At 60.6% G+C, this 21467-nt stretch carries 24 protein-coding genes; 15 read left to right on the top strand and 9 right to left on the bottom strand.

Annotated elements, in window-relative coordinates; genetic code table 11:
* Positions 1-112: 112 nt before the first annotated feature.
* A complete protein-coding gene (locus ACJO2E_RS11605; RefSeq protein ID WP_406964036.1) occupies positions 113-778 on the top strand; it encodes an AbiTii domain-containing protein in 666 nt (221 codons plus the stop codon).
* 75 nt (positions 779-853) lie between these two features.
* On the opposite strand, the gene ACJO2E_RS11600 is transcribed toward ACJO2E_RS11605, so the two are convergent.
* The gene (locus ACJO2E_RS11600; RefSeq protein WP_406964035.1) at positions 854-2068 is read right to left on the bottom strand and encodes a serine hydrolase domain-containing protein; all 1215 of its coding nucleotides are present in this window, start codon (positions 2066-2068) and stop codon (positions 854-856) included.
* Positions 2069-2188: 120 nt separating this feature from the next.
* Here ACJO2E_RS11600 and ACJO2E_RS11595 point away from each other — a divergent pair, with 120 nt between their 5' ends.
* Both ACJO2E_RS11595 and ACJO2E_RS11590 read left to right on the top strand, forming a co-directional pair.
* The gene (locus tag ACJO2E_RS11595; RefSeq protein WP_406964034.1) at positions 2189-2461 is read left to right on the top strand and encodes a hypothetical protein; all 273 of its coding nucleotides are present in this window, start codon (positions 2189-2191) and stop codon (positions 2459-2461) included.
* 73 nt (positions 2462-2534) lie between these two features.
* Positions 2535-3596 (top strand): PA0069 family radical SAM protein, encoded by a 1062-nt coding sequence (locus ACJO2E_RS11590; protein WP_406964033.1) that lies wholly within the window; start codon positions 2535-2537, stop codon positions 3594-3596.
* A gap of 48 nt (positions 3597-3644) precedes the next feature.
* Here ACJO2E_RS11590 and ACJO2E_RS11585 read toward each other — a convergent pair whose 3' ends face one another.
* Both ACJO2E_RS11585 and ACJO2E_RS11580 read right to left on the bottom strand, forming a co-directional pair.
* Entirely contained in the window at positions 3645-5690 is a 2046-nt protein-coding gene (locus ACJO2E_RS11585; RefSeq protein ID WP_406964032.1) for a TonB-dependent siderophore receptor, read from the bottom strand.
* A 167-nt stretch (positions 5691-5857) separates the two neighbouring features.
* On the bottom strand, positions 5858-6631 hold the full coding sequence (locus ACJO2E_RS11580; protein ID WP_406964031.1) for a TSUP family transporter: 774 nt from the start codon (positions 6629-6631) through the stop codon (positions 5858-5860).
* 184 nt (positions 6632-6815) lie between these two features.
* On the opposite strand from ACJO2E_RS11580, the gene ACJO2E_RS11575 reads away from it, so the two are divergent.
* The 4 genes from ACJO2E_RS11575 to ACJO2E_RS11560 all read left to right on the top strand — a co-directional run bounded on the left by ACJO2E_RS11575 (position 6816) and on the right by ACJO2E_RS11560 (position 9051).
* Positions 6816-7253, top strand: a complete 438-nt coding sequence (locus ACJO2E_RS11575) for an ankyrin repeat domain-containing protein (RefSeq protein WP_406964030.1) — start codon at positions 6816-6818, stop codon at positions 7251-7253.
* A 200-nt stretch (positions 7254-7453) separates the two neighbouring features.
* Positions 7454-7882, top strand: coding sequence for an organic hydroperoxide resistance protein (locus ACJO2E_RS11570; protein ID WP_406964029.1), 429 nt, complete (start codon positions 7454-7456; stop codon positions 7880-7882).
* A gap of 126 nt (positions 7883-8008) precedes the next feature.
* Positions 8009-8437: a hypothetical protein gene (locus ACJO2E_RS11565; protein WP_406964028.1), complete on the top strand. Its 429-nt coding sequence runs from the start codon at positions 8009-8011 to the stop codon at positions 8435-8437.
* Positions 8434-9051 (top strand): LysE family translocator, encoded by a 618-nt coding sequence (locus ACJO2E_RS11560; RefSeq protein WP_406964027.1) that lies wholly within the window; start codon positions 8434-8436, stop codon positions 9049-9051. The genes ACJO2E_RS11565 and ACJO2E_RS11560 overlap by 4 nt, the downstream gene beginning before the upstream one ends.
* 9 nt (positions 9052-9060) lie before the next feature.
* Here ACJO2E_RS11560 and ACJO2E_RS11555 read toward each other — a convergent pair whose 3' ends face one another.
* Positions 9061-9408: a DUF488 domain-containing protein gene (locus ACJO2E_RS11555; protein WP_406964026.1), complete on the bottom strand. Its 348-nt coding sequence runs from the start codon at positions 9406-9408 to the stop codon at positions 9061-9063.
* Between the two features lie 13 nt (positions 9409-9421).
* The gene (locus ACJO2E_RS11550) at positions 9422-10174 is read right to left on the bottom strand and encodes a spermidine synthase (protein ID WP_406964025.1); all 753 of its coding nucleotides are present in this window, start codon (positions 10172-10174) and stop codon (positions 9422-9424) included.
* Between the two features lie 198 nt (positions 10175-10372).
* Here ACJO2E_RS11550 and ACJO2E_RS11545 point away from each other — a divergent pair, with 198 nt between their 5' ends.
* From ACJO2E_RS11545 to ACJO2E_RS11535, 3 genes are all read left to right on the top strand, one after another.
* Positions 10373-10531, top strand: a complete 159-nt coding sequence (locus ACJO2E_RS11545) for a YqaE/Pmp3 family membrane protein (RefSeq protein ID WP_328185865.1) — start codon at positions 10373-10375, stop codon at positions 10529-10531.
* A gap of 156 nt (positions 10532-10687) precedes the next feature.
* Positions 10688-11344, top strand: a complete 657-nt coding sequence (locus tag ACJO2E_RS11540) for a DsbA family oxidoreductase (RefSeq protein ID WP_406964024.1) — start codon at positions 10688-10690, stop codon at positions 11342-11344.
* 175 nt (positions 11345-11519) lie between these two features.
* The gene (locus ACJO2E_RS11535) at positions 11520-12515 is read left to right on the top strand and encodes an NAD(P)H-dependent flavin oxidoreductase (protein ID WP_406964023.1); all 996 of its coding nucleotides are present in this window, start codon (positions 11520-11522) and stop codon (positions 12513-12515) included.
* A 115-nt stretch (positions 12516-12630) separates the two neighbouring features.
* Here ACJO2E_RS11535 and ACJO2E_RS11530 read toward each other — a convergent pair whose 3' ends face one another.
* On the bottom strand, positions 12631-13173 hold the full coding sequence (locus tag ACJO2E_RS11530) for a PadR family transcriptional regulator (protein WP_406964022.1): 543 nt from the start codon (positions 13171-13173) through the stop codon (positions 12631-12633).
* Positions 13174-13693: 520 nt separating this feature from the next.
* Between ACJO2E_RS11530 and ACJO2E_RS11525 the strand changes: the two genes are divergently transcribed.
* Entirely contained in the window at positions 13694-14560 is an 867-nt protein-coding gene (locus ACJO2E_RS11525; protein WP_406964021.1) for a helix-turn-helix domain-containing protein, read from the top strand.
* Positions 14561-14632: 72 nt separating this feature from the next.
* On the opposite strand, the gene ACJO2E_RS11520 is transcribed toward ACJO2E_RS11525, so the two are convergent.
* The gene (locus ACJO2E_RS11520; protein ID WP_406964020.1) at positions 14633-15295 is read right to left on the bottom strand and encodes an SDR family oxidoreductase; all 663 of its coding nucleotides are present in this window, start codon (positions 15293-15295) and stop codon (positions 14633-14635) included.
* Positions 15296-15354: 59 nt separating this feature from the next.
* On the opposite strand from ACJO2E_RS11520, the gene nfi reads away from it, so the two are divergent.
* Positions 15355-16062, top strand: a complete 708-nt coding sequence (nfi, locus tag ACJO2E_RS11515) for a deoxyribonuclease V (protein ID WP_406964019.1) — start codon at positions 15355-15357, stop codon at positions 16060-16062.
* A 3-nt stretch (positions 16063-16065) separates the two neighbouring features.
* Here nfi and ACJO2E_RS11510 read toward each other — a convergent pair whose 3' ends face one another.
* Complete coding sequence (locus ACJO2E_RS11510) at positions 16066-16554, bottom strand: acyl-CoA thioesterase (RefSeq protein ID WP_406964018.1); 489 nt, start codon at positions 16552-16554, stop codon at positions 16066-16068.
* A gap of 312 nt (positions 16555-16866) precedes the next feature.
* On the opposite strand from ACJO2E_RS11510, the gene ACJO2E_RS11505 reads away from it, so the two are divergent.
* Both ACJO2E_RS11505 and ACJO2E_RS11500 read left to right on the top strand, forming a co-directional pair.
* The gene (locus tag ACJO2E_RS11505) at positions 16867-17790 is read left to right on the top strand and encodes an alpha/beta hydrolase family protein (protein WP_406964017.1); all 924 of its coding nucleotides are present in this window, start codon (positions 16867-16869) and stop codon (positions 17788-17790) included.
* 369 nt (positions 17791-18159) lie between these two features.
* Entirely contained in the window at positions 18160-19101 is a 942-nt protein-coding gene (locus ACJO2E_RS11500) for an alpha/beta hydrolase family protein (RefSeq protein ID WP_406964016.1), read from the top strand.
* A gap of 112 nt (positions 19102-19213) precedes the next feature.
* On the opposite strand, the gene ACJO2E_RS11495 is transcribed toward ACJO2E_RS11500, so the two are convergent.
* Entirely contained in the window at positions 19214-19960 is a 747-nt protein-coding gene (locus ACJO2E_RS11495; RefSeq protein WP_406964015.1) for an NAD(P)H-dependent oxidoreductase, read from the bottom strand.
* A gap of 613 nt (positions 19961-20573) precedes the next feature.
* On the opposite strand from ACJO2E_RS11495, the gene ACJO2E_RS11490 reads away from it, so the two are divergent.
* Positions 20574-21284 carry a DUF4114 domain-containing protein gene (locus ACJO2E_RS11490; protein ID WP_406964014.1) on the top strand — a complete coding sequence of 237 codons (711 nt, stop codon included), beginning with the start codon at positions 20574-20576 and terminating at the stop codon, positions 21282-21284.
* Positions 21285-21467 lie beyond the last annotated feature (183 nt).

Genomic DNA, 21467 nt, shown 5'->3' with positions numbered 1-21467 from the left:
TGGTCATTACTTTTATCAAACAGACGTGAGACGAGACTACGTCTACTTTTCACCCATATACAACAACAATAGGCCGGAAACGACGATTATCCGGTACGGGAGTAAGTCACACATGCCAGCACCTGTCGATCATCTTCAGGAGCGCGTTGTCGATGCCAGCGAACACCTGGCCGACATCATGCCTTCAGCCATTACCCTCGCAATGATGCTTCGCCACAGGAACACCGCCGCCTGGCTCCGGGCGGAATTCGAAGGATACGACAAAACGGCGGAATTGCCCGCCTACCGCCACGACGTCAATGGCCATATTGTCGCCAGGTCGCCGCAGTACGGCTGGATACCGGCGCCCATCGACCAGCAGCAGGTGCGTCAGTTTGGCCACCTGGACCTGCGGGATGACGTCACCAACCTGGAACAGGCCTGTCTGAACTGCAAGAAGGGCAACGGCCACCGCATCGCCCTGCCGGGAGACCAGTTACTGGACCTGCAACAGAAGATCAACCTGTCGGCGGAGCTTGCCATCAACATCAGCCGCAGCACCTATTGCGAGGTGCTGAAAACCATCCGCGGCAGCCTGTACCTGTGGACCCGGGCGATCCTGGACTCCGGCCTGACCGGCGACCACAACACCTTTACCCGGGAGGAAAAGGAAAAGGTCGCCTGCCTGGACAATCCGGTCCGGTTCTGGCGCGAGGCCATGGACTCCCTGGAGTCCCTGCCGGTTCCCAATGTCCGTGAGGCAGGATTCCTGGAGAGGATGTTCGGGCGCACCGGCTAAGACGTTCCTGGCTGTCCCGTCTGGATCATTCGCCGCGCAGTGGCCAGCGAACGATCCAGACGGCACACCGGGCCGCTACACCAGCGCCCCGTTGATCATCGCCCTCAACTCCTCCCGTATCGGATAGGAGGATGAGGGGATCAACTGGGTCATGAACACCATGACCATCTCCTCCACCGGATCCACGAAGAAGTTGGTGCTGGCCAGACCGCCCCAGCCATATTCCCCGACGGAACCATTGGTGCGGGACTTGGCCACATCGGTCTTCACCGAGAAGCCAAGGCCGAAGCCGTTCCCTTCGTAGGGCGTTTCACTGAAGGCACCAATGGAGAGGCCAGGCAGGTCCTGGTTGTCGGGCAGGTGGTTGGTGCGCATGAACTCCAGGGTCTTGCGACCGATAATCCGCTGCCCATCGAGGGCCCCGCCCTGGCACAGGGCCTGGGCAAACCGAAAATAGTCATCCACCGTGGACACCAGCCCCGCCCCGCCGGAGAGGAAGCTGGCCGGTTGCCGGTAGCGGGAGGTTTCCGGGTCATCCTGCAGTTTCATGGTACCGCCGGGCTGGTACAGGTAGCAGGCCGCGAAACGGTCGACCTGGTCATCCCGCACCCGGAAACCGGTATCCGACATCCCCAGCGGCCCGAAGATATGTTCCCGGAAATAGTCGTCCAGGGGCTGGCCCGACAGTTTCTGGACCAGGTAGCCCAGCACGTCAGTGGCCACCGAATAGTTCCAGGCGGTACCCGGGTCGAACTCCAGGGGCATCTCCGCCAGGTGCTCCACCAGCCTGTCCAGGGTCAGGTCCTTGCCACCATCCAGCTTCAGGGCCCGGTAAGCTGCGTCCACATTGCTGCGGAACAGGAACCCGTAGGTCAGCCCGGACATGTGGGTGAACAGGTCACGGATGGTCATGGTAGTGACCGCCGGGCGGGTGACGAAGTTCGGATAGATGCCACTGTCGTAGACACCCAGGTGCTTCCAGGAAGGAATGTACTTGTGCACCGGATCATCCAGCAGGAATCGCCCCTGCTCGTAGAGCTGCATCATGGCGATAGAGGTCACCGGCTTGGTCATGGAGTAGATCCGGAACAGGGTGTCGCGCCTGGCTGGTTTGTTCCGTTCCACATCCATCATTCCCTGGGCATTGACCCAGGCCACCTCGCCCTTGCGGGCAACCAGCGTCACCGCTCCGGGGAGTTTGCCGGGGCGAATGTAGTTTTCGTCCAGGTGGCGACTGATATTTTCCAGGCGGTCCAGCGAGAGGCCTGCTACAACATTTGATTCTGCCATGAACGGTTCCTGTTCTTGTTGGGATGACTTTGAAGGAAAGGCGGCGTTGAACCGGCCCGGGGCCGCCACCATGTTCAGATTAACGGCAGCTTATTCCATACCACCTGACAGGAGAAGCCCTTGCGCGTTGTTCTCACCCTGCTTTTGCTGGTCGTCACCCTGGGTGCCGCCGGCTACGCCCACTGGCAACTGTCCCGCCAGGTGCCCTCTCCCCGGCGCTGGATCGGCCATGGACTGCTGGTTCTGGTGGCGGTGGCCTTTGGCTGGGTGGTGTCCGGGGTCTACATGGGCGCGGAGGAAGGCGGTGGCCTGGCGGCCTTTCTGACCGTCGTTGGCGTGGCCCATATGCCACCTGCGATCGTGTTGTTCCTGAAGCAGAAGCAAAACGAATAACGTCAGCATTGCAGGGGAGCGGCCCCGCACGTACTATCGAATACTGTATATGCAGACAGTATCAGGTGCTCCCATGAAAACCCGCGGCACGGCCCTCAACCCCCACAACCGTTTCCAGCCTCTGGTCTCCGACAGGGCCCGTGACGAAGACTGGTACCGGGATCCGGAGGATGATCTGAATCCGGACTCCCTGGCCACCGAGGTCAGGGACGAACAGGTCCGCACCATCATCAGCCGCAACCAGTCGCCGGATATACCGTTTGACCGTTCCATCAATCCCTACCGGGGCTGTGAACATGCCTGCATCTACTGTTTTGCCCGACCCACCCACGCCTACTGGGACATGTCACCGGGGCTGGATTTCGAGACCCGGCTGATCGCCAAGCCCAACGCCGCCCGGCAGCTACGGCGCGAGCTGGATAAGCCCGGCTACACGCCCTCGCCAATCGCGCTGGGCATTAACACCGATGCCTATCAACCAGTGGAACGGGAGCGGCGGATTACGCGCGACCTGCTGGAGGTCCTGCTGGAATACCGGCACCCGGTGTCCATCATCACCAAGGGGGCGCTGATACTGCGGGACCTGGACCTGCTCACCGAACTTGCAAAGCTGGGGCTGTGCTCGGTCCGGGTGAGCCTGACCACCCTGGATAATCAGCTCAAACGGGTCATGGAACCCCGCACCGCCGCGCCCGCCACCCGGCTGAAGATGCTGCGGGAACTGTCCGCGGCCGGCATTCCCACCGGGATCATCATGGGGCCGGTGATCCCCTTCATAAACGATCACGAACTGGAACACATTCTGGCATCGGCAGCGGACGCCGGGGCGACCCGGGCAAGCTGGGTCATGCTGCGACTCCCCCTGGAGCTGGACGAACTGTTCCAGGACTGGCTGCAACGGCACTTTCCACAACGGGCGGAACACGTCATGAACCGCATCCGCGACCTGCGGGAGGGTAAGGTGTACCAGAGCGGGTTTGGCAAGCGCATGACCGGAACCGGGCCCTACGCGGACCTGATCCGCCAGCGGTTCAATCGGCAGGCGCGGGCCGTCGGGCTTAACCAGGAAGCGGAAGCCGCCCTGAGGACCGACCTTTTCCGTCGGCCATCGGGGGAGCAGATGGGATTGTTCTGAAACACCTCCCGGCAAGGGGGCTGGCCGGGAGGTCTGTTGGGGCGGGATTTACCAGCGGTAACTCAGGCTACCGATAACGCTGCGGGATTCGCCGTAGTAGCACCAGTACTCGCAACTGGCGATGTATTCCTTGTCGGTAACGTTGTTGACGTTCACCTGCATCCGCCAGTTCTGGTCAAAGTCATAGCGCGCCATCAGGTCCGCCACGGTGAAGGACGGTACGGTGGTATCGCCATCCCTGGTTTCACCATTGTAGCGGAGACCACCGCCCACCTTCAGGCCGGGCAGGAGCTGGCTCAGGTCATAGTCTGTCCAGAACGACGCCATGTGGCGGGGAATCAACGGCGCCCGGGCCTCGGTGTTGGCGAAATCGTTTCGGACTTCGGTATCCATGTAGGTATAGGCGGCTGTCACCTGCCAGAGATCCGTCAGGTATACGTTGCCTTCAAGCTCAAACCCTCGGGATTCCTTCTCACCCAACTGGACCTGGGAGGCGCCACCGAACACCAGACCGTTCTCTTCCTCGATCCTGAAGGCGGCCGCGGAAACGTAGCCATCCATCCACAGGGGCGCGTACTTCACGCCTGCTTCCAGTTGCTCACCATGCAGCGGCTCGTACAGGTCACCATTCGCATCGGTACCGACCTGAGGCTCGAAGGACTCGCTGTAGCTGATATAAGGAGACAGGCCGTTATCCGCCAGGTACATGATGCCCGCCGACACCGTCAGTTCCTCATCATCGGATTCCTGGGGAGCGCCACCGGTCACTACCTCGGTGTTGGCCCAGTCCTGGCGCAGGCTGGCCAGGAGAACCCAGCGGTCATCCACCCGCAACTGGTTCTGCAGGTAAAGGCCCACCTGACGCTTGTAACTCTCGCTTTCGGTCAGGTCGGCATCGGTAACGGGCGTAAAGTTGCCATAGGTCGGATCAAACATATCGACCGTGCCGAATGGCGGGGTAAAGTACACGCCATTGTTGAAATCATAGGATGGAAATACATCGTACTCGTCGCCCTCGGCGGTCAACCGCTGGTAGTCGAGCCCGACCAGCAACGTATTCTCCAGGCGATCCGTAAAGAACTGGCCCATCAGCCGGTTGTCCATGGTCCAGCCATCGGTGGTGCCATCCCGGTAGACCAGGCCCTGGTCCGCCACACGGGGATCCGTGGGGTTCTGGGCGCCGGCGTAGCTACTGCGCAATTCAAGGTCCAGCCGGTTATAACGCACGTTCTGCATGAATGACCAGGTCTCATCCATGGTGTGTTCCAGCTCGTAGCCGATGGCGGTCTGGGTACGATCATTCTTGTCGTAACCGGGTTGCCCCAGGTTGGTGGAACGATCCACCTTGCCATAGGGCGTATCGTCGATGGTGCCGTACGGGAGCTTGAAGCCATTGACCGGAACACCATCATCCTTCTGGAAGCTCGACAGTACGGTCAGGCGTGTCTGATCCCCCAGATCGATGGCAACGCTGGGGGCCAGGTAATAGCGCTCGTTGTCGGTATGGTCCAGATCCCCTTCCCGGTCCTTGTAGACCGCCACCAGCCGGTAACTGGCGGTGTCGGTAAGAGCACCGGTGGTGTCGAGGTTCAGTTGGCGGTGCTCACGGTTGCCAACCTGCAATTCAATGATCCCGGATTTCTCGTCGGAGGGGCGCTTGCTGACCGCGTTGATGATGCCGCCCGGAGGCGCCTCACCATAGAGGATGGACGCCGGCCCCTTGAGCACCTCCACCCGTTCCAGGCCGAAGGGTTCGGGCAACCACTGGAAATAGCCCTCACGGTAGATCCGCAGGCTGTCCTGGTAGGTGGACTGGTCAAAACCACGAACCTTGAACCAGTCGGTGTCGTTGTCGGCGCCATAGTGGCCGGATACCACACCAGCGCGGTAACGGAAGCTCTCGTCCAGGGACTGGACATTGCGGTCATCCAGTTCCTCCCGGTCCACCACGGAAGCCGGGCGCGGCGATTCCGCCAGCGGCACATCCACCTTCAGCACACTGCCGGTCACCTGGAGGGCCTGCAGCTCGCCGGGTTCCTGCTCTTCTCCAGTCGATTGCGCCATCGCCACGGGCGCCAGGCCCGCCAACATCATTCCCAATCCCGTGAGACGAACAATCCCCTTCAGCCGAAAACGACCGCCAGCCTGATCAGGCAACATATGACTTCTCCAGATGGTGAACTACCGGGACGGAACCCGCCCGTACTGAAAATCGTGAACAGATATTAATGAGAATTACTATCTTCTGCAACGATTGCGGATCACAGGAACGCCTGGACCAGGCCCACCAGGCTGACCACCAGCAGGACCGTGCCCAGCACCCGAAAGAACACCGGGGTTTCCGCCTGCAGCATCCGCTGATGGATCCACAGCCCGATGACATGGCCCACAGCCGCACAGGGCAGCAACCACAGATGATGGATGAGCTGCAGGTCGACATCGGCCAGGATAAAGGCCACCAGTTTGATGAGAACGAGGATGAACCAGAGGGCGAACAGCGTGTCCCGTAGCTTGGTCTTCGGCAGGTGCTGGGCCGCCACGGCGATGATCAGCGGCGCCCCTATCAGCGACGTGCCACTGATATAGCCACCCACCATCAGGAACACCAACTCCACCACCCGGCTGCCACTGCGGAAGGGTCGGTTGAAGATATAGGAGAGCGAGTAGACCGACACAATCACGAAGATAATGGCACTGAGTACCTGTGACGGCAGCGTGATCAGCCCGAACACCCCGATCAGCTTGGGCACGATCATCACCGCCAGCAGATACCCCAGGTATCGCCAGTCCACGGTGCTCTCCACCGGGACGCCCTCGCCTCCACCCCCACGGTTATTCATCCAGATGGTCAGGGACGAGAACACCAGCAGATGAACCGCGATGATGGGCAGGAACACCAGTGGCTCGTTGTGCACCAGCAACAGGAACGGCAGTGACAGGACCGCGCCGCCAAACCCCAGCCCCGAGCGGACAAACCCGCTCCAGACAAAGATCAGGGCGATCAGCACATACTGGTAGACTTCAAGGGACGACATCGGTCACGGCTCCCTGGACTCTGATAAGTCAGACTCTGGTAAAATGGCCCGCAATCATACAGATAATCCGTACCGCTTTCAGGCTGTCCCACGGTCGCGACAGGCCAGCGGCTTCTCCGAAAGCGGTCGCCAGTGGACGGAAACCGATAACCATCATCACCCGTACAGGGTCTTGGGAGACGCCATGAGCGAAGGCAAACCAGCCGGTCCCCGGCAACCGGAAAACGAACAGGACAAGGACGCCATAGCCTTTGCCCAGGGCATCTTCGATCTTGCCAGGAATGGCGGCACGGGCATGCTCTCCCCTCTGCTGGAGGCGGGCGTTCCGGTCAATATGCGCACCAGCGAGGGCGACACCCTGTTGATGCTCGCCACCCGCAACGGCCACCTGGACACGGCCCGCCTGCTGCTGGTCAAGGGTGCTGACCCTGACCGGCCCGACAACCACCAGCGGACGCCGCTGATGCAGGCAGCGATGGATAACCAGGCGGACATCACTGATCTTCTCCTGGGCTGTGGCGCCAACCCGGCGTTGACCGACGCCGAAGGCGACACCGCCCTGGACCTGGCCAGGACCCATAACGCCAGCGAGGTCATTCCCATTCTCGAACCCCTGTCCTGAGCGCACGCGAGGGCATCGTGTTAATCTTTCTGTCATTTAAATTGTGCACAACATAGTTGCCAGCAATCAATTTGCGGCGTATGGTGCCTTGTGATGTACAGCGGGCCGGTCACCCCGGCCCCGGCAACCAAGGTTCCCGGACTCATTCCCCATCAGATCGGCCCGGGACCCATCCGACAATCCTCAGAAGGAGAAACACCATGTCCCTGGAAAAGGTACTCTATACCGCATCCGCAGAAGCCACCGGTGGCCGTGACGGCCGCGCCATTTCATCCGATGGCGTGCTGGATGTCGCCCTGGCCACTCCCAAGGCACTCGGCGGTGCCGGTGGCGAAGGCACCAATCCGGAACAACTGTTTGCCGCCGGCTATTCCGCCTGTTTCATTGGTGCGATGAAAGCAGTGGCCGGCAAGGCCAAGCTGCCCATGCCGGAAGACGCCTCCATCGAAGGCATGGTGGGTATTGGCCCGGTCGGTAACGCCTTTGGTATCCAGGTGGAACTGCGCATCTCACTGCCCGGCATGGATGACGAGCAGGCGCAACAACTGATCGAGCTGGCTCACCAGGTATGCCCCTACTCCAACGCCACCCGTGGCAACATCGATGTGACCCTGACCCGGGTAGACTGATTGCCGTTGCCTTACCGTTGTAATGACCCTGGCCCAGCCAGGGTCATTCGTCCCGCCTTACCCCATCGCCAGCAAACCGCTACACTCCATGAACCCGTCAATAGCTCGCTTGGAGGTGCATACCCCATGTCATGGATCAAGGCATTTATCAGCGGTTTCCTGGCCACCCTGATCTTTCACCAGGGATTGTTCGGCCTGTTCTACCTGGCGGGGGTTGTCCCGGTCGGGCCCTTCAACCTGAGCCCGGCGCCACCACTGGGGGTGCCTGCCGTGGTATCATTGGCATTTTTCGGCGGGCTCTGGGGCGTCTTGCTCTGGGCACTTCTGGGGCACCTGAAACCCCCTGCCTTCTGGTGCCTGATGATCGTTCTGGGGGCCATCGGTCCCACCGCTGTCGCCATGCTGGTGGTCTTTCCCCTCAAGGGGATGGAGGTGTCAGCACAGAGCTGGTTTGGCGGCCTGATACTGAACGGCTTCTGGGGACTGGGTGTGGCGGTATTCCTGCCCCTGCTGGGAGCCCGTCAAACGAGGACAACTAACGGAAACCTGCAATGACCCTGACCACCTGGCTGACTGTTGTCACCATCTGCGCCCTCGGGGCCATGTCCCCCGGCCCGTCACTGGCACTGGTCCTCAGGCAGACCGTGTCCGGGGGCCGACGAAACGGCATGACCGCCGCAGTGACCCACGGCCTGGGCATCGGCCTGTATGCCTTCCTGAGCATTATGGGCCTGGCGGCCATCATCATCGCCTCGCCGCTCCTGTTTACCGGCCTGCAGTGGCTCGGGGCCGCCTACCTGGCATGGCTCGGCGTGAGGGGGCTGATGGCAAAGCGGTCACAGCATGACGAGCTGCCGGAGGTTCCGACCACCACCAGCGCGGCGCGGGATGGATTCATGCTGGCCTTCCTCAACCCCAAGGTGGCGGTGTTCTTCATCGCCCTGTTCAGCCAGGTGGTGGGGCCGGAAACCCCGACATTGGCGAAACTGGGTTACGCGGCAACGGCCATGGTGATCGATACCGTCTGGTATCTCACGGTGGCCTGGCTGTTCTCCAACCGCCGGCTCCTCGGCGGACTCCAGCGCAATGTGGTATGGCTGGAACGGTTTTTCGGCGTCCTGCTCATCGCCCTTGCCGGGCGGCTGGCCGTCGGCATCCTCAAGGCCTGAGTCCCCGGATCATCCCAGCATGGCCAGATACTGGCGCAATACCACCGCGTTATTGCGATCCCGGTCCTTCGCGCTGAACAACAGGGTGACCGTTTCCCCGGACGCCCGTTCGGCCAGCGGCCTCAGTTTGTCCCGCTGTTGCTTCAGTTCCCCGAGATAACCACGACGGAACTCGTCCCAGGAAAGCCGGCCCTTGTGAAAGTCCTTGCGGAGGTCGTCGGAGGGGGCGACCTCCCGCAGCCACTCATCCGCCTGCAGTTTCTCCTTTGGGATACCCCTGGGCCACAGCCGGTCCACCAGTACCCGATAGCCATCTTGACCCAACGGGTCATAGGCGCGCTTCAACTGGATAGACATCGCGTCGCTCCTTTCACAGTCCCTCTCTGACCTTTGCCATCAGCTTAGGCCAGGCAATAGGCAGTGTCTTCTCAAGATCCCTGAATATTGGCTCCCTACCGGGCAACAGCGGGACCCGCTGCCTCGACGCCAGCAACACCGTGTTGTTGGATTTGCTGGTGTAGCTGAACAGGCTGGCAAACTGCTGCCGCAACTGCCGGGAAAGACGTCCCTCCGGATCCGGCGGGCGATGATAGTTCACCGCCAGCCAGCCTCGATCCGACAGGACCCGGTGGCACAATTCGACAAAATGCCGGCGGGACTGGGCCGGGCTCATGCGGTCCGCACCATAGAGATCCGCCAGGATCAGGTCGGCACTGCCTTCCGGCATATCGTCCAACACCTGGCGCGCTTCCGCAATGGTGACCCGGACCCGTTCGGTCTGCGGCAGGCTGAAGAAATCCCGGGCCACCTGAACGACCTCACGGCGAAGATCCACTGCATGGATATGACAGTCAGGCAGCAGGTGGTGCAATGCCCCCACCAGTGTCCCACCACCAACACCAAGCACCACGGCCCGGGAAGGCCGCTGCCAGGCTACGGGCAACAGCATCGCCCGGTTGTATTCGTGCACGGGCAGCCAGGGCCGGCGGCGGTCGATCTTGCTCTGTTCGAACACGGAATCGAACGTCAGCACCCGGTGGCGGCGATAGTCGATTACCATGATCGGCCCGATACGATCCCGGGTATGGTGAACCAGCTCGCCCGACAGCGATGATCTCAACATGTCCGGTGTCGCCCGTCATGATGGTTGAAAAGGCCGGTACCGGCGTCTGCATTGCCCAACTTTAATTCGTCCTCCGGCTTTTATTGCTAATCTTCATCACAAGACTGGATAGCACGCTGGGTGCCCGGAAGTCCTGGCAGCAGACCCACGGAACCGGCCCACCCAACCATCCGACACAGGCCGTTAAAGGAGTTGTCCATGGACCTGATCCGAATCCTCATCGCTATCATCCTGCCACCGCTTGGCGTTTTCCTCCAGGTCGGTATCGGCAAGCATTTCTGGATCAATATCCTCCTGACCCTGCTGGGGTACATTCCCGGCATCGTCCATGCGGTGTGGGTAATCGCCAAAAAGTAGCCCCTCCCCCGAAGATGGTTCAACAGGGGCGGGCGCCCGGCGCGGCCCCGCCCTCCCCTTGCGATACCACAGGCATCGGCAATCGGTGCGCTCTCGTATACAGTGACGTTATAGCATCCCGACCGGGACCACCCATTAACGTCAGCGAGAGCTCCCATGACCAACCTCCAGATCGATATCGTCTCCGACATCGCCTGCCCCTGGTGCGCCATTGGCTACGCACGGTTACAGCAGGCCATGGACAGGCTGGCCAGCGACATCAGCTTCCAGATCCAGTGGCAGGCCTTCGAACTGAACCCGGATGCCTCCGGCGACGGCGAACCCATCCTCCAGGCCCTGTCGAGGAAGTACGGCCGAAGCCCCCAGGAGATGGAAGCCGCCCAGGCCGACATGATGCGCATTGCCGAAGAACTGGGGCTGAATTTCTCCCGCATGCAGGAACGCCATACCCAAAACACCTTCGACGGCCACCGATTGGTGAAGTGGGCGGGCGAATCCGGTCTGCAGACCGAGATGAAGATGGCCCTGTTCGACGCCTACTTCGGACACGCGGCCAATATTGCCGACCACGACGTACTCCGTGCACAGGCCGAAGGCATCGGCCTGGACGGCGACCAGGCCCGGGAACTGCTCGCCTCCGACCGCTATGCCGACCAGGTCCGCCAGGAGGAAGCCTACTGGCAGCAGGCCGGTGTCACCGGTGTCCCGGCCTTCATTGTCAACCAGCGATACATGATTTCCGGCGCCCAGGAACCGGATACTCTGGTGGCCGCCCTGCGCAAGGTTGCCTCAGAAGCCACGGACAGCCCGTAACTGGGTGATGGGTGCAGTTATGAAACCAGTTGCACAAAAAATCGGTCACTGGTAATTTTGTGCAACTGGTTGCACCAAGTAGAGCCAACCGACTCCTGGTGGAACTGTCAGTCATGTGCCAAACCCTCCACCGCCAGCACCTGTGACCTGGCGGTGGCCTGACTCAGGAGCTGTCATGTCGTTACCCGATAACCTGAAGAGCCTGTCGCTGCCGGCGGTGGCTTCTCCGCTGTTCATCATCTCCAATCCGGATCTGGTCATCGCCCAGTGCAAGGCCGGTATCGTGGGATCCTTCCCGGCCCTGAATGCCCGCCCTGCCCACGTGCTCGAGGAATGGCTGGACCGGATCACCACCGAACTGGCGGAATACAACGCGCAGAACCCGGACAAGCCGGCGGCGCCCTTTGCCGTCAACCAGATCGTGCATCGGTCCAACGACCGCCTGGAGCACGACCTGGACCTGTGCGCCAAGTACAAGGTACCCATCATCATCACCTCCCTGGGCGCCCGGGAAGACCTGAACCAGAAGGTCCACGAATGGGGAGGTATCACCCTCCACGACGTTATCAACAACCGCTTTGCGAAGAAGGCCATTGAGAAAGGCGCTGACGGCCTGATCGCCGTGGCAGCCGGTGCCGGCGGCCATGCCGGTACCCAGTCACCGTTTGCCCTGGTCCAGGAAATCCGCGAGTGGTTCGACGGCCCGCTGCTGCTGTCCGGCTCTATCGCCAATGGCAACGCGGTACTGGCGGCCCAGGCGGCCGGCGCCGACCTGGCCTACATCGGGTCCGCCTTCATTGCCACCCGCGAGGCCAACGCCGACGAAGCCTACAAGCAGATGATCGTCGACAGTGGCGCCGAGGATATCGTCTACTCCAACCTGTTCACCGGCGTGCATGGCAACTACCTGAAGAAGAGCATCGAGAACGCCGGAATGGACCCCAATGCCCTGCCGGAATCCGACCCGTCGAAGATGAATTTCGGTTCAGGCGGTGAGTCCAAGAGCAAGGCCTGGAAGGATATCTGGGGTGCCGGTCAGGGCGTGGGTGCGGTCAAGGATGTTGGCGACGTGGACACCCTGGTGACCCGTCTGATCCGCGAGTATGGCCAGGCCCGCCAACGCCTGGGGCTGACGGAAGCTGACACGGCTCCCGTTGCCGAACCCGCCTGATGAATTTCACCGGGGGCATCCCAGGCCCCCGGTTCAGACCTGCCAGGCGCTGTACGGCACCTGCCAGGCGGGCAAGTCCCCAGTGTATCCCCCGCCGGATCCATCCTGACGCCCTTCAGGCCGGGGCCAGTTCCGACAACAGCGGCAGGGTGCCCCGGGCCCACTGAAGCCAGTCTTCCTCGGAGGAAATGCCCTTGAGCAAGACCCGGTGCTGGAGACGCTGCCCCCTGGTCAGGTCCGGCCCCGAAAAATCCCGGGCCTCGATCGCCCGGTAGTTGGCCAGCCGTTCCTGATGCCAATCAATCAGCCGCTCAAGTTCCTGCCGCACCCCAAGGGGGCCCAGTACCGCCTCTGCACGGATCTTCACCATCAGGGCCTCATTACTCTCACCGGAGCTGCCGGGCTCCGACGCCCAGCGCACCAGTTCATCCCGGCCATCGGGGAGCACATGATAGACCTTGCGTTTTCGACTGCCATCATCCCCCTTTTCCTCCACCTCGACCCAGCCCGACGACGCCATACGGCGCAGCTCCCGGTAGATCTGCTGATGGGTGGCCTGCCAGAAATGACCGATCGAGCGGTCAAAGCGCCGGGCGAGCTGAAAGCCGGTGGACGGTTTCTCGAGGAGTGAGGTCAAAAGGGCATGTTGAATCGACATGAGGGTGATTCTATCCACTACCGACCGGCTCGCCAATCCGGAAATCATCCGTTGCCCTGGTGCCGCAGTTTCCAGCTTCACCGGGTAACCCCAGTGTCGAAATCACGGCCCTAACGGAATCTGACCACACTTCAACCAACCATTTTTTGTGATGCAGGCCCGAATGAGTGCCAATTCGTGAAAGCCCTCTTCCCATTGCTGAACTACAGTTTTCGCCTACGAAAGAACCGCAAAACCAATAAAAACAAACAGTTAAATAACAACTTCCGGTGGCAACCACAAGCAGTGCAGGAAACCTATGGGGCGTTTGGCTAAAGGAATCTTTCCAGAATGGGAAGCTTCAGGAATTGTGAACTGCATTGCTCAATCGGAGGCACCATCACCGCAACCTACTGCTATTACTTAACAGGGTGGCGCGGTTGGATCTACGACATTCGTTCCCGTAACGGGATACCAACCACGGCAGCCACTGGGAACGTAGAGGGTTTCCCGCTGGTCGGCATTCAGCAGGGCAGAAAACATGACTAACAAGAACAATCGCATTCCATGCACGACTCCGAGGTTACTGGTATGGAGTCACGACGTGCTGTTCCTGGGCACCTGTCCCAGCCGCCAGGAGCCCTATCGGACCACCCAGGAGCTCATGGTGGTCTGCCTCGAGGGCAGCCTGACCATCTGGCCCGGGAGCAACGCCCCGGTATCCACCCGTAGCTGCCTGATACCACCAGGCACCTGGCTGGACAGGACGCTTATCGAAGGACACAAACCGGTGCTGGGCATCTATTTCCTGTCACCGTTCTCCCAGGACTACCCCGCCCTCGCCAGCCGGATGACTCATCTGGGCGACGGCCTGTACTGCCACCACCAGGACGAAACCGCCGTTATCCGGGCCATGACCGACGCCAGGAACCGACCGGTCATCACACCGCACGAAGCCCGCACACTGGTTCGGGACATCCTGATTCCCCCGGCCCTTCAGGGCCTGACTTTCCGGGAATACGACCCCCGCGCCCTTACCGTTGCCAGACGCATTCGGGAAGACCTGCACGACGCACCCAGTCTCCCCACCCTGGCGAACGAGGTAAACCTGTCCGAATCGCGACTGGAAAAACTGTTCAAAGAACAGGCGGGCCTGCCCATTACCCAGTACCGGGTTCGCTATCGGGTCTTTATCAGCACCATTATCATGGCGCTGGGCTATTCCATCACCGAGGCGGCCCTGCTTGCCGGGTTCTCCAATTCCGCCCACCTGTCCCGCTGTTATCGCCAGGTCAACGGTGTCACTCCGTCGTCCACCTTTCTGAACAAACCCTATCTGGACTCGGTGCTCGACAAGTCGGCCAAGGCATTGGTCTCCCCGTTCCTTGAAGGCCAGGCCACGGTCTGAAAGTGCACTTTGGCGCCATACTCACGACATGCCGCATTTCCATGAAGCGCGGCAGCTGTGGCGCACAGCCCCTTACCAGGGCAGTTCATCACCGTTGCTGTGCCAGAAGCCCCCGGTATTCTCCAGGTTCAGGGCATCGATACGGTCTGCCAGTCCCCGAGCAGCCTCCTCCGGGGAGATCAGGCCGCCAAAATTGACCATGCGGGTCTTCACGTAGCCCGGGTGGAGCTGTGCCACGGCAATACCCCGGGGTTTGAGGTCCACCGACAGAGACTTGCCGAAGGCATTCAGAGCCGCCTTGGAGGCACGGTAGCCGTAGCGACCACCGGAGTCGTTATCAGCAATGGAACCCATACGACTGGTGATGTTGGCGACCTTGCCGCCCTCCGGGATCAGATCCACCAGGGCCTCCACCACCCGTAGCGGGCCGTAGGCGTTGACTTCCATCTGGGTGCGGATGGAGTCAAGGTCGATGGTGCCCAGTTGCTCATCCTGCAGCAACCCGGCGTTGTTGATCAGCAGGTGGATCTGCTCGCCGGCCAGGGCCTGTTTCAGCTCCAGCACGTCCGCCTCCCGGGTTATGTCGATGCGGTCGATGACTCGGGCGGCCACCGCCTCCAGCTCGGAGGATGTCTGGCGGCAGACGCCAATGACCTGCCAGCCATTAGCCGCATACAGGCGGGCCAGTTCCAGCCCGATACCCCGGTTGGCACCGGTGATCAGTACCTGATTCATGATGTCGCCTCCTGTGTAGTGTATCGTTAAACCTTCACGGCGCAGGATAAGGGAGCCCGATGCACGATCCAACCGCTGACTGGCAGGGCCTGACGCCTCAACAGGCCATCAGACTCCAGCGACAGGCCGCTGGAGAGGTCATTACCCGGGACGATCTGCCCACGGTTACCACGGTGGCCGGCGTGGACGTGGGTTTCGAGGGTCGGGACATCGCCCGGGCGGCCATCGTGGTCCTGCGGCTGTCGGACCTCAAACCCATGGATCATGCCATCGCCCGCCAGCCGGTGCCCATGCCCTACATCCCCGGCCTGCTGTCGTTCCGGGAATGCCCGGTGATCCTCGAAGCCCTTGGCAAACTCAGTCGCAAACCGGACCTGCTGCTCTGTGACGGCCAGGGTATTGCTCATCCCCGACGGCTGGGCGTGGCTTCCCACACTGGCATCCTCACCGGCCTGCCCACCATCGGTGTGGGCAAGAGCCGGCTGACCGGTCGTCACGGCCCAGTGCCGGAGGAGAAAGGGGGCTGGACCGTGCTTGAGGACCGGGGCGACACCATTGGTGCGGTCCTGCGTACCCGCCAGGGTGTCAAACCGCTCTATATATCACCGGGACACCGGATCAGCCTGCCCACGGCCATCCATTATGTAATGGCCTGCGTCACCCGCTACCGGTTGCCGGAAACCACCCGCTGGGCTGACGGCATTGCCTCCGGTCGTGGCCAACGCTGGCTGGACCAGTTACCGGAAAGACCACAGTGGACGGAGTGATGGTTACCGGGACAACCTCTCCCGGGTGGCCAGCCGGCCTTCCCGGCGAATCTCGGCGTTATCATAGCGGCGCTGCTGGTCATCGGTTTCCGGAATGACCGCCGGCACATCCACCGGCTTGCCATGGTCATCCAGGGCCACGAAGGTAAAGAACGCCGACAGAATATGCCGTACCTCGCCGGTATAACTGTTCTCTGCCTCGACCCTCGCGCCGATTTCCATGGATGACCCCCAGCTCCGGTTCAGTGACAGGCTGAACAGCAGGGTATCATTGCCCTTGGCCGGGGCCCGGAAATGGATGGAGTCCACTGCGGCCGTGACACAGACCCGGGCCGAATGCCGCTCGGCCACCACCAGGGCCAGGCGATCGCATTTGGCCATGATCATGCCACCGAACACCGTGTCCTGAGCGTTCATGTCGTTCGGGAAGACCTTGTAGACGTGTTTGTCGATGGCCGATGCGGCCACCGTCCTCTGATTCTTTTGGGGCATCTCGGAATCGACTCCAGATATCGGGATTGGAACAGGCATGGTCCTACTATAACCCAGCATGTCCGGACACTGCCGAAAACCAAAAAGCCATTTCCGTTTCGACACAACATCGGGAAGACAGTACCCGAGACCCTCCTCATTTGTTCGACCTGGCTTCTCGTGTTCAAACGAAATTCGCTTCCCGTGATAAATGCACGTTTAAGTGCCAGATCGTAAAAGCACGCTCCCTGTTGGAGGGAATACCGTCTGTCGCGGGGGATATGGTTCCCCGACAACAAATCCAACAAAGTACTGCAAACAGGGACAACAACTATGTTTAAACTCTATGCCAACAACCCGCTGCGGTCACTGATCGCAGCCGGCTCCCTCCTGCTGTCCGCATCTGCCTTTGCCGCCGGCGGTGGCGGTGACGATGGCGGTGATGACTGCACCAGCGATTGCGGTTACCAGCGCGGCCCGGACCCCACAGTATCCTTCCTGGAGGCCTCCAGTGGCCCCTATTCCGTACGGACCGACAACGTGTCCAGCTTTGTGGGCGGCTTCGGTGGTGGTACCGTGCACTATCCCACAGGCACCACGGGCACCATGGCCGCGGTCGTGGTTATCCCGGGCTTCGTGTCCGCCGAGTCCTCCATCGACTGGTGGGGCCCGAAACTGGCCTCCTATGGTTTCGTGGTGATGACCATCGACACCAACAGCGGCTTCGACCAGCCACCCAGCCGTGCGACTCAGATCAACAACGCGCTGGACTACCTGATTGAGGAAAACGACAGCAGCACCAGCCCCTACAGCGGCATGATCGACACCAACCGACTGGGCGTTATCGGCTGGTCCATGGGCGGTGGCGGCACCCTGCGGGTAGCGGCGGAAGGCCGGATCCAGGCAGCCATTCCCCTGGCACCCTGGGATACGTCCAGCTTCCGGTTCCGCAATATCCAGACACCGACACTGATCTTCGCCTGTGAGTCCGACATCGTCGCCCCGGTGGGCAGCCATTCCGATCCCTTCTACGAGGCGATCCCGGATTCCACCGACAAGGCCTTCTTCGAGCTGAACAACGGCAGCCACTATTGCGGTAATGGTGACAACAGCTACAACGACGAGCTCGGTCGGCTCGGTGTCTCCTGGATGAAGCTGCATCTGGACCAGGACCAGCGCTACAACCAGTTCCTCTGCGGGCCTGACCACGAGTCCGAATACCGGATTTCCGAGTATCGCGGCACCTGCCCCTACTGAGCAGGGACGTACCGAAAACCTAGTCATATAGGACTGATCGTATCCGGCTGGTTTTCCCTGCCAGCCTCAACGGGTCATGGTTCGCCATGGCCCGTTTTTGTGCGTATCCCCCTGATCGTTGCCACCGACGATCAGCGAACAATAAGTCCGCCACGACTCGACACCCCACGAAAAAGAGCGAGCGCTCGAAACGCCAAATTCCGAGCCATCTCGAAACACAGGTCTCCCGCACCAGGAAGAACGTGACGGGTGCCCCGAAGGGTGCCATTTCGTGAAAGCTGCCCCCTGTCCACCCGGCTACTGTTCATGACCGGGGACGCAGCTCCCTGCCAACAATGCACAACATAACAACACCAAAGGGAAATCATTATGTTCAAGCAGATCGGAAAGAAATCAGCCTTGTCGCTGCTCGCGGCGGGTAGTCTGATGTTCTCGGCTACAGCCCTCGCTGTCGGTGGTGGCGGCGACGATGGCGGTGGTGGTGGCGGTTGCGAGAGCGACTGCGGCTACGAGCGCGGCCCGGATCCCTCCGAATCCTTCCTGGAGGCCTCCAGTGGACCCTACAGCGTGCGCACCAGCAGCGTGTCGAGCTTCGTCAGCGGCTTTGGCGGCGGCACCATCCACTATCCTACCGGCACCACGGGGACCATGGCCGCGATCGTTGTGATTCCGGGCTTTGTGTCTCCTGAGTCCTCTATCGCCTGGTGGGGCCCGAAACTCGCCTCCCACGGTTTTGTGGTCATGACCATCGCCACCAACAGCGGCTATGACCAGCCGGGTAGCCGGGCAACCCAGCTCAACAATGCCCTGGACTACCTGATTGAGCAGAACGACAACAGTCGTAGCCCGATCAACGGCATGATTGATACGGCACGCCTGGGTGTTATGGGCTGGTCCATGGGCGGCGGCGGTACCCTCCGCGTTGCCACCGAGGGCCGGGTCAGCGCAGCCATTCCGCTGGCACCGTGGGACAGCTCAAGCCTGCAGTTCCGCAGCATTGAAACCCCCACCCTCATCTTTGCCTGTGAAAACGACGCAGTTGCATCGGTCAGGAGCCATGCCGATCCGTTCTATGAGGCGATTCCAGACTCCACCGCCAAGGCCTTCGTTGAACTGGATGGTGGCAGTCACACCTGCGCCAACGGCAACAGTGGCTTCGGCGGCACCTACAACGACGTGCTGAGCCGCCTGGGCGTGTCCTGGATGAAGCTGCACCTGGACAAGGACCAGCGCTACAATCAGTTCGTCTGCGGCCCCAACCACGAGTCCGACCGGAACATCTCCGAATACCGGGGCACCTGTCCCTACTAAGGGCATGTTCCTGAAGATTGCAGTGCTGGACCAGGCAACGTGAGGGTCCGATCCGGGCTACGGCAGATCCGTAGCCCGGTTTTTGGTTTCGGGCCACGTCTGTCCACCGACCTTACAGCCGCCACCGCTGCGGATGTTGCTGTCTCAGCATTCCCTGTTCATCCCAGTCATCCCAGCCGGTAAAGGGAATGGCCCTTTCTCCGTCCAACCCTGCCAGGCGGGCACCCCAGTCACTCTTGCCCTGTTCCAAGTGGTCAAGGAACACGGACTCATCCTGATAACGGATACCACCCCCCTGGACCCCGTAGGTGACCTGGGGCGGTAACACGTCATACCCCACATAATACAGTGAAGAGTGAACCGGCCAGAGCCACTCCACCATGTTGCCCGCACGACCGTATGGCATGAACGCCTGCTCCGGTGAGCCGGCAGTCACGGAGCAGATCGCCCGTTTGCCCCGGAAGTGCCCCCGGTCATACCGACGCTGGCCGGAATAGAGCCCGCCATAAACCAGCACCCGGTCGAACCAGCCCTTCAGAATGGCAGGCTGGGCGTGCCACCAGAGCGGAAACTGGAGGATCAGCAGGTCCGCCCACTCCAGCCGTCTGATTTCCCGTCGGACATCCTCGGGCAAGGCGTCCTTTTCATAGTGGCGGCGCTGCTCGGTGAGGGGGGCAAAGTAATCCGCCTCACGCCGGGGGTAGAAATCCGGACGCTCCACCGGGTCAAATCCTTCCCCGTACAGGTCGTCCAGCAGCACCTCATGCCCCTGCTCCCGCAGAGTGGCCGCAGCTACATCCGCCAGACCGCCATTAAAGGACTGCCGCTCCGGGTGGGCCAGTACGATCAATACGTTCATGCCGCGCTCTCCTTTATATGTCCACTGGAGAACAGGCTAGCCTGTCTGATTGAGAACAGGTATTCCCAAAACCTGACAAGTATCTTTTCAAAAATGAACAACCTGAATGCTGCGTCAGGGCTATTGACCACGAATTGATTCGTCAGGTCTCCCGGTGGCTCCGAAAACAAACACCTGCCCTCAAAACAAACAAGAATTTAAAAAATACATGTCGATGAGCTTTCCAAGCATCGGCAATATGCATCTGTCACTAGTAAAAACGTTAGATAATTGTTTTTATTCAATTTTTATAACCTCATCAGTCGACTAACTCTATAACCCCCCCGATAGCGTTGACACTTTATGGCCTAATTCTGGACCTTCGCTGTCGAAGTGCTTTGCGCCGCTTTCGGCTCCATGAGCCCGCAACCCAATGTTTATAAAACATTTTTAATACAGGCACGATTATCGCTTAAAAAATTAACAGATGGCCTTTATCCCCTCTGGTCATTACACCCAGCCCACCTCATCGGGTTGCCAGACAAAGCCAAGGATCTCTGAACTACGGACATTGAGACAGTCTGGTTGTGAAATAAAGCTAATGGATAACATGCTTAACAACTGGAGAATTGCCATGAAAATGAAACTGATCGCCGCGGCAGTAGCGCTGTCGGCCTGGACAGGCGCCACCAGCGCTGTCGTAGTCGAATCCACCGGGAACGATCTTCAAGTACGCCTGGACATTCTTGGTGCATCGGTTGATGCCAATGCAGACCAGCTTCACGACTCGTTTGACACCCACTGGAACATCCTCGGGGGCGGCGCCACAACCACCTTCGTCCTTGAGTTGGCCGGGAAAAAAGGCTCCAACACCTTCGGAATCTACGACAAGGGTAATCCGGCCACCTATGTCGAACTCTTCGCCGGTTCGGACACAGCCGCTGATCAGATCGAACTGACCATTGCCGGCGACGGCTCCGTCCTCAAGGGAGGGATCGACACCCTGATTGATTTTACCGGAGACCAGTTCGGGTTCTATCTGGGTCGCGCAGCGCCGCTGTTCTTTTCAGACAGCACGCTCAATGCCGGTGGCGCTGATCAGATGGCAGCATTCAAGGGCAACGGTACTGATGTGCTGAACCTGCCTGGGCTCGGTGCAACCCTCTGGGAGGAAGACGACTACATCATCTCCTGGGAAGACCTTCCCTACGCCAACTCTGACAAGGATGTAAACGACCTGGCCGTCTACATTCAATCCGTTGCTCACGTGCCGGAACCGGGCACTCTGGCACTGCTGGGACTCGGCCTTGTCGGCCTGGGCGCTGCCCGTCGCCAGAAGCCCTGAAACGCCAACAGAGTTTCCTGGTACATACCAAAGCCATAGGGCAGCCGCCCTATGGCTTTTCTGGTCAGTAGCCAGCTCCGGTAAATCCCCGCCACCGATCTACGGACAATAGCGGCCCCCATCTGGCCCGAGAGCAGCCATTCCTGATTTCCAGCCAATCCCGACATGTCTGTTTCCCGCCGG

Origin of the sequence: Marinobacter shunpengi (genome assembly GCF_045449695.1) — a bacterium.
In the GTDB taxonomy this organism is placed as follows: domain Bacteria; phylum Pseudomonadota; class Gammaproteobacteria; order Pseudomonadales; family Oleiphilaceae; genus Marinobacter.
The sequence above is the reverse complement of the archived record's forward strand: the minus strand, read 5'-3'. Positions and strand labels throughout refer to the sequence as shown.

What these genes read in the sequence shown, in the direction of transcription:
- ACJO2E_RS11605 (WP_406964036.1), top strand. Translation starts at nt 113, where the DNA reads ATGCCAGCACCTGTCGATCATCTTCAGGAGCGCGTTGTCGATGCCAGC.
- ACJO2E_RS11600 (WP_406964035.1), bottom strand. Translation starts at nt 2,068, where the DNA reads ATGGCAGAATCAAATGTTGTAGCAGGCCTCTCGCTGGACCGCCTGGAA.
- ACJO2E_RS11590 (WP_406964033.1), top strand. Translation starts at nt 2,535, where the DNA reads ATGAAAACCCGCGGCACGGCCCTCAACCCCCACAACCGTTTCCAGCCT.
- ACJO2E_RS11585 (WP_406964032.1), bottom strand. Translation starts at nt 5,690, where the DNA reads ATGATGTTGGCGGGCCTGGCGCCCGTGGCGATGGCGCAATCGACTGGA.
- ACJO2E_RS11580 (WP_406964031.1), bottom strand. Translation starts at nt 6,631, where the DNA reads ATGTCGTCCCTTGAAGTCTACCAGTATGTGCTGATCGCCCTGATCTTT.
- ACJO2E_RS11575 (WP_406964030.1), top strand. Translation starts at nt 6,816, where the DNA reads ATGAGCGAAGGCAAACCAGCCGGTCCCCGGCAACCGGAAAACGAACAG.
- ACJO2E_RS11570 (WP_406964029.1), top strand. Translation starts at nt 7,454, where the DNA reads ATGTCCCTGGAAAAGGTACTCTATACCGCATCCGCAGAAGCCACCGGT.
- ACJO2E_RS11565 (WP_406964028.1), top strand. Translation starts at nt 8,009, where the DNA reads ATGTCATGGATCAAGGCATTTATCAGCGGTTTCCTGGCCACCCTGATC.
- ACJO2E_RS11560 (WP_406964027.1), top strand. Translation starts at nt 8,434, where the DNA reads ATGACCCTGACCACCTGGCTGACTGTTGTCACCATCTGCGCCCTCGGG.
- ACJO2E_RS11555 (WP_406964026.1), bottom strand. Translation starts at nt 9,408, where the DNA reads ATGTCTATCCAGTTGAAGCGCGCCTATGACCCGTTGGGTCAAGATGGC.
- ACJO2E_RS11550 (WP_406964025.1), bottom strand. Translation starts at nt 10,174, where the DNA reads ATGTTGAGATCATCGCTGTCGGGCGAGCTGGTTCACCATACCCGGGAT.
- ACJO2E_RS11545 (WP_328185865.1), top strand. Translation starts at nt 10,373, where the DNA reads ATGGACCTGATCCGAATCCTCATCGCTATCATCCTGCCACCGCTTGGC.
- ACJO2E_RS11540 (WP_406964024.1), top strand. Translation starts at nt 10,688, where the DNA reads ATGACCAACCTCCAGATCGATATCGTCTCCGACATCGCCTGCCCCTGG.
- ACJO2E_RS11535 (WP_406964023.1), top strand. Translation starts at nt 11,520, where the DNA reads ATGTCGTTACCCGATAACCTGAAGAGCCTGTCGCTGCCGGCGGTGGCT.
- ACJO2E_RS11530 (WP_406964022.1), bottom strand. Translation starts at nt 13,173, where the DNA reads ATGTCGATTCAACATGCCCTTTTGACCTCACTCCTCGAGAAACCGTCC.
- ACJO2E_RS11525 (WP_406964021.1), top strand. Translation starts at nt 13,694, where the DNA reads ATGACTAACAAGAACAATCGCATTCCATGCACGACTCCGAGGTTACTG.
- ACJO2E_RS11520 (WP_406964020.1), bottom strand. Translation starts at nt 15,295, where the DNA reads ATGAATCAGGTACTGATCACCGGTGCCAACCGGGGTATCGGGCTGGAA.
- nfi (WP_406964019.1), top strand. Translation starts at nt 15,355, where the DNA reads ATGCACGATCCAACCGCTGACTGGCAGGGCCTGACGCCTCAACAGGCC.
- ACJO2E_RS11510 (WP_406964018.1), bottom strand. Translation starts at nt 16,554, where the DNA reads ATGCCCCAAAAGAATCAGAGGACGGTGGCCGCATCGGCCATCGACAAA.
- ACJO2E_RS11505 (WP_406964017.1), top strand. Translation starts at nt 16,867, where the DNA reads ATGTTTAAACTCTATGCCAACAACCCGCTGCGGTCACTGATCGCAGCC.
- ACJO2E_RS11500 (WP_406964016.1), top strand. Translation starts at nt 18,160, where the DNA reads ATGTTCAAGCAGATCGGAAAGAAATCAGCCTTGTCGCTGCTCGCGGCG.
- ACJO2E_RS11495 (WP_406964015.1), bottom strand. Translation starts at nt 19,960, where the DNA reads ATGAACGTATTGATCGTACTGGCCCACCCGGAGCGGCAGTCCTTTAAT.
- ACJO2E_RS11490 (WP_406964014.1), top strand. Translation starts at nt 20,574, where the DNA reads ATGAAAATGAAACTGATCGCCGCGGCAGTAGCGCTGTCGGCCTGGACA.